Genomic DNA, 5,808 nt, shown 5'->3' with positions numbered 1-5,808 from the left:
TAGCAACTCCCGAAGTTTTGGGATAGGACTATGACCGCAGGGAAGGTTAAACCTTACGAGTCCTCCGGTCAAACCGGAGGCTTAAGAAGGATAGTTATTAAAATTACTCATCAGAACATAAAATTCAGTTTAACCTCACAGTCTTTGCCATCCCGAATTAAATCTACCTGACGAATAAATTCTCGAAAATAAAAGCGTCGTTCAGACTCTGATAAATCCATCCAGAACTGATCGATCGATACCGTTTGAGCAATCTCCCGTAAATTCACTGGAGGAAGTTGAGCCAACCGACTTTTTAGCTCTGCAATTTCAGTTTGCAAATTATAGGCTCGTAAATCTGCCGTGGATTGATCGAGGACATTGGTTTCCACCAGTTCAGGCAGTTGAGACAAAATCTTCTGCTTGGCTGCAATTTCTGCATCTACCCCCTGCTTGAACTGATTCAGGATGGGTTGGTTCACTCCGGCCACGGCTTGGGGGAGTTCATTGCAAATGGATTGAATTGTTTTCTGCAAAATTTTGTTGTAAGAAATCGCTTGGCATCTGGGCTGATCAGGACATTTGGTGGGGCGAAGATAGAGATATTCTTTACCCTTTCCTCGGGGCATCACTCGCGAAATGGTCATCGGTGATCGGCAAGTCGCACAAAATACAATGCCTGATAGAGATCGAGGTGCACTCGCAGCCCTGGGCGTCATACTGCGGTTGCGACGCAAGAGCCGATCCACCTGGGCTCCTTCTTCTCGGGAAAGCAGAGGCGTATGGGTATCCATCACTACCTGTTGGTTTTGGTAGGTTAAATCGCCACGATAAACAGGATTAGTGAGCCATCGCCGTCCCGTTGAAACCGATATTTTCTTGCCGTGCTTCTTAGCAATATGTCGGACAGAGCCACGTAAAGACCCATACAGCAAAAAATGCTCGAAAAAGTCTTTGACCACTGGAGACACGGTGCGATCGATCACATACCGATCCTTCCCCCGTTTATAGCCATAGGGGGCTTTCCCCGGCGGGGGACGTCGTTTAATCCGGTTCTGGGCATGGCCATGGCGAATGCGCCGACTGCGCTGCTCCGCTTGAATGGCATCCAGTAAGACTAAAAGCTGGGATGAATCCGTGCTTTCTAGACCATTTTGCTCAATGTTGGCCTGGCCTAGTTTGAAATTCGGAGATTGGTAGTCCTGCTCAATCGCAATCAAGCAAATCCCTAGCCCCTCCAACTGCACTAGATTCTCTGTGACCTGACTCAGAGATTCCCCCAGATCTTCCAGCCGCATCACCAGCAAATAATCGGGCGTCTCAGCCTGACAATCCGCTAGCATCGCTGAGAGTTGAGATCGTCGCCAGTCTAAATCCTGATACACCCGATCGACTTCCCATCCCCAAATAGTGGGCTCTAACTTCGTTTCCCACGTTAAGTCCTGGTAGAGATAGGCAACAATACGCATGGATTTAACAGGAACTCAAAAACCGCCAAACTATCAGGACTGGCCAAAAAGTTGAATACGGCCTCTAACGGGCTTCCCCAATAGGAATAACCATGACCTGCCCCAGCCACTGGATGATACTCTACAGCTGCAGATGATGGCTGTAGGTTTTTAAAAAATAGGCGACTCAGAAGCCCGTACACAATGTCATCAGCCGAACCATGGGAGAAATATAGGGGCATGGCTCACTCAAAAGCTGGGGATTGGGAGTGGTTTCTGGATAGTAGGCACTGGTATAACAGGGTCTTGTCTGTTTCAGGAAGTAGCAACCTGTAACCATGCCGATCGGCAAAACTGATTAAGGTCATAGTTGGTTCGGGGAAATCCCAGCCCAGTAAAACAACTCAACAGGGACGCTGAGGATTGGGGGTCTTCTGAAATTTCGGCGTCTGAAATTTCGGCGGCAGATACAAATCGTAATAAACGTCTGCGACCGATAAATTTCAGTTTTAGCCTGCGATCTCATTCTCAATGCCACCAGACCTAGAACCCTTCTCTTAAGAAGATTTCATCGATTCCACTTTCCCTTTGTTGGATACAGGTACTGCTCGTTGGCTTTGCTCATCGGGCTGTATCGGAGTGTGAGCGGGAGATGGAGAGGATTGTGCGTGAGAGGTTTGAATAGTAGGCTTTTCAGCCATTGAACAGCTCGATATGCATAAACATAAAATAGGCCAAAATAACTTTGGGTTAAATTTTAGATTCTCAAGGTTATTCATTAAGTAATGTTACCCAGTCGTGATATCATTGGCCTTGGCCTGCAGTCACGCATCCGAACCAAATTTCTAGCCCGTGGATTTGTCAGATTCTTCTATTCAGCCAAGTTCCACCTCACCTGAGAATGAACCCACTGAACAGCAAATCTCACAAGCCAATGGCGCAATGGATGAATATCGCCAATTTCAAAATGGTCTGATTCTTTCATCCGCAGTTATTGCAGGGTTATTGTTTGGCCCAATTTGGTGGATATATTCCTTGAAAGTTGCCAGCAGCTACTTGTTGGGGGCTTCTTCAGGGGTGTTATATCTCAGGATTCTGGCGAAGAATGTTGAGCAATTGGGCACAGGAAAAACGCAAGTTGGCAAAAACCAGCTCGGTATTTTTGTTGTTCTCATTATTGTCGCGACTCAGTGGAATCAGCTGGAAGTCCTACCTATTTTTTTAGGATTCCTCACCTACAAAGTCGGTATCTTCATCTTCGTTTTGTGGACTGCAGTTCTGTCACCTTCAACAGCTCGTTGATGGGAATTGGCAGAATGCCCATATTTTTTTGCCTGAAGTTCCAACGAGGTTGGGCATATTATGCATCACAGCAGCCTTCTGCTAGATTTCCCAAATGGGTTCAACGCGCTACCTTTAGCCAGTCTAGAGGTGGGTCAGCACTTATACTGGCAGATCGGTGGCTTAAAGGTTCATGGTCAAGTTTTGATCACCTCCTGGGTTGTCATCGGTCTTTTGATCATCGTGTCAGTGCTCGCAACCCGTAATGTTGAACGCATCCCTAGCGGTCTCCAAAACTTTATGGAGTATGCGCTAGAGTTTGTCCGTGATTTGACCAAAAATCAAATTGGCGAGAAAGAATATCGTCCCTGGGTTCCATTCATCGGGACACTCTTTCTATTTATCTTTGTATCCAATTGGTCAGGGGCTTTATTTCCTTGGAAGCTGATTAGCTTACCCGAAGGCGAATTGGCCGCACCCACAAACGACATCAACACAACCGTCGCTTTGGCCTTGTGTACCTCGTTTGTTTACTTTTACGCAGGATTTCGGAAGAAAGGGCTGGGGTACTTTCGCAAGTACATCGAACCCACTCCTGTACTGTTACCAATTGCAATTCTAGAAGATTTCACCAAGCCGCTTTCCCTCAGCTTCCGTCTGTTTGGTAACATCCTGGCGGACGAGCTAGTGGTGGCTGTTTTGGTATTACTTGTTCCCATCATTGTGCCCTTGCCGGTGATGCTACTGGGGTTATTCACCAGTGGTATTCAAGCATTGGTATTCGCGACCTTGGCTGGTGCTTATATCCACGAGTCATTAGAAGGTCATGGGGAGGAAGAAGAGGCCCACTAACCTCAGAAGTTAAGACGTTGCTGACTTTTAGTTAACGAATTTTCTCCAAAATTAGTGGTTGGTGCAGGCATCTTTTAGTCTGACAACCTTTGTTAAGGTCTACCTTGTTGTTCTTTCATTTCAAAATAAGGAAAAAAGCATTATGGATCCGTTAGTCGCTGCTGCTTCTGTATTAGCTGCTGCCCTGGGAATTGGAATCGCTACAATCGGCCCTGCTCTGGCTCAAGGTAACGCTGCTGGAAAAGCGGTAGAAGGGATCGCCCGTCAGCCCGAAGCAGAAGGAAAAATTCGAGGCACCTTGTTGCTGTGTTTAGCGTTTATGGAATCCCTCACCATTTATGGTTTGGTTATCGCTCTGGTTCTACTGTTCGCTAACCCCTTTGCCTAAAAATAAGTTAATGAGGGGCGTTGCTTGAACGTCCCTTCCCCTTTTGGCATGTCTTGAGTGCCCTCATAATGCCTTTGCCATCAATGATGGTCACTCAACACCAAACTCGATTTTTCTGATCTGACCTTTTATAAACTGAGCAAAACAAATGTTTGATTTTAATGGCACGATGCCATTGATGATGTTCCAATTCTTTGTTTTGGTTGCGATTCTGAACAAAGTTTTCTTTAAGCCGCTCACTCAAGCCATTGATGAGCGAGATGGCTTTATTCGGACCAACAATACCGAAGCCCGTGAACGTTTGGAAAAAGCCAAGCAGTTGACGGAGCAATATGAACAGGAACTCGCAGGCACACGCAAGCAATCCCAACAAGTGTTGGCGGATGCCCAAGCTGAAGCCCAAAAAATTGCTCAAACTGAAATCACTGCAGCTCAACGAGAAGTTCAGGCTGAGGTGATGAAGGCTCAGGAGGAACTCGAGTCTCAAAAACAGTCTGCCTTTAGCGAACTGGAGAAGCAGGTTGATACCCTCAGCCAGCAAATTCTCAATAAGCTATTAGGCGCATCCTTGGCATAGGCCATCACAGCACCGCAGTTAGGACGATAAACATGGGAATGTTTAATGGGCTGGCACACGCTAGCATAACTGGGTTTCCACAACTAGCTGAGGCTGGTGGTTACAGCCTTAACTTTGATATTTTGGAAGCCAATCTCATCAATCTGGTAATCGTGATTGGATTACTGATTTACTTGGGGCGAGGTTTTCTAGGGGATGCCCTAGCGAAGCGACGAGAAGCCATTGAAACGGCCATTGTCGAAGCCGAAGCCAACCAAAAACAGGCCGCTGCCAAGTTGGCAGAAGAACAAGAGAAACTGGCTCAGGCCCAAGCCGAAGCGAAAAAGATCTTGGCCAATGCTCAGACCAATGCCAGCAAAGCTAAAGAGCAAATCTTAGCTGAGTCTAAGAAAGAGATTCAACGCATCAAAGATGCCGCGTCTCAAGACACCTCTGCTAGCCAAGAACGTGCGATCGCAGAAATTCGACAGCGCGTGACAGCGATGGCTCTAGAAAAAGTTGAAGCTGATCTGAAAAATCAGCTGGGAAATAATGAGTCCGCTCAGCGGAAACTCGTTGATCAAAGTATTGCCTTGCTAGGAGGCAACTAAATGACACAAAGCACGGTAAGTTCCACTATCGTTGAGCCCTACGCAGAAGCCCTTATGTCTGTGGCACAGAGTAATAGTCTTACCAACCAGATTGGTGAAGATGTTAACTTTGTCCTCGGCCTATTGAAGACCTCCTCCGATCTCACCGATTTCTTGGTTAATCCCCTCACCCCTGCTGACGCGCAGAAAGCTGTTCTGCGTCAACTAGCAGAATCTCGGGTGCAAAAGCAATTCTTCAATTTCTTACTGTTGTTGATTGATCGGCGACGCATCATTTTTCTGGAAGGGATTTGTAAGCAATATCAAGCCTTACTCCGTAAGCTCAATAACACGGTGTTAGCGGAAGTCACCTCTACGATTGATTTATCGGATGAGCAAAAACAAGCCATCATCGACAAAGTCAAACAGATGACCCAAGCGGCTCAGGTTGAGATTGAGACGAGTATTGATCCTGACCTGATCGGGGGTGTGATTATCAAAGTTGGTTCTCAGGTTCTGGATGCCAGTATTCGAGGCCAGCTGAGACGTATGAATTCTTCCATCGCCAATATTTCCTAAGACATCGGTGATTATTGCAATCGCCCTTCAACCTTTAGTTGTTTGACCTTTACCCACATCACAAATCAGAGCAAGTCCCATGGTAAGCATCAGACCCGACGAAATTAGCAATATTATTCGCCAACAGATTGAGCA

At 46.6% G+C, this 5,808-nt stretch carries 7 protein-coding genes; 6 read left to right on the top strand and 1 reads right to left on the bottom strand.

Going from position 1 to position 5,808, the window contains the following annotated elements:
• Positions 1-110: 110 nt before the first annotated feature.
• The gene (locus Q0991_RS23195; RefSeq protein WP_299493091.1) at positions 111-1,448 is read right to left on the bottom strand and encodes a recombinase family protein; all 1,338 of its coding nucleotides are present in this window, start codon (positions 1,446-1,448) and stop codon (positions 111-113) included.
• An 831-nt stretch (positions 1,449-2,279) separates the two neighbouring features.
• Here Q0991_RS23195 and Q0991_RS23190 point away from each other — a divergent pair.
• The 6 genes from Q0991_RS23190 to atpH all read left to right on the top strand — a co-directional run bounded on the left by Q0991_RS23190 (position 2,280) and on the right by atpH (position 5,673).
• The gene (locus tag Q0991_RS23190; protein WP_299493089.1) at positions 2,280-2,729 is read left to right on the top strand and encodes an ATP synthase subunit I; all 450 of its coding nucleotides are present in this window, start codon (positions 2,280-2,282) and stop codon (positions 2,727-2,729) included.
• A 60-nt stretch (positions 2,730-2,789) separates the two neighbouring features.
• Positions 2,790-3,560 carry a F0F1 ATP synthase subunit A gene (atpB, locus tag Q0991_RS23185; protein ID WP_299493087.1) on the top strand — a complete coding sequence of 257 codons (771 nt, stop codon included), beginning with the start codon at positions 2,790-2,792 and terminating at the stop codon, positions 3,558-3,560.
• Positions 3,561-3,702: 142 nt separating this feature from the next.
• Entirely contained in the window at positions 3,703-3,948 is a 246-nt protein-coding gene (gene atpE / locus Q0991_RS23180; protein WP_299493085.1) for an ATP synthase F0 subunit C, read from the top strand.
• A gap of 148 nt (positions 3,949-4,096) precedes the next feature.
• Positions 4,097-4,525: a F0F1 ATP synthase subunit B' gene (locus Q0991_RS23175; protein WP_299493083.1), complete on the top strand. Its 429-nt coding sequence runs from the start codon at positions 4,097-4,099 to the stop codon at positions 4,523-4,525.
• Between the two features lie 32 nt (positions 4,526-4,557).
• Positions 4,558-5,115, top strand: coding sequence for a F0F1 ATP synthase subunit B (locus Q0991_RS23170; RefSeq protein ID WP_299493081.1), 558 nt, complete (start codon positions 4,558-4,560; stop codon positions 5,113-5,115).
• Complete coding sequence (atpH, locus tag Q0991_RS23165; RefSeq protein WP_299493079.1) at positions 5,116-5,673, top strand: ATP synthase F1 subunit delta; 558 nt, start codon at positions 5,116-5,118, stop codon at positions 5,671-5,673. It abuts the gene before it with no gap.
• Positions 5,674-5,808: the final 135 nt, after the last annotated feature.

The organism is Acaryochloris sp. IP29b_bin.137 (assembly GCF_028285745.1).
Classification (GTDB): Bacteria; Cyanobacteriota; Cyanobacteriia; order Thermosynechococcales; family Thermosynechococcaceae; genus Acaryochloris.
This window is presented reverse-complemented; position numbering and strand designations above follow the sequence as displayed.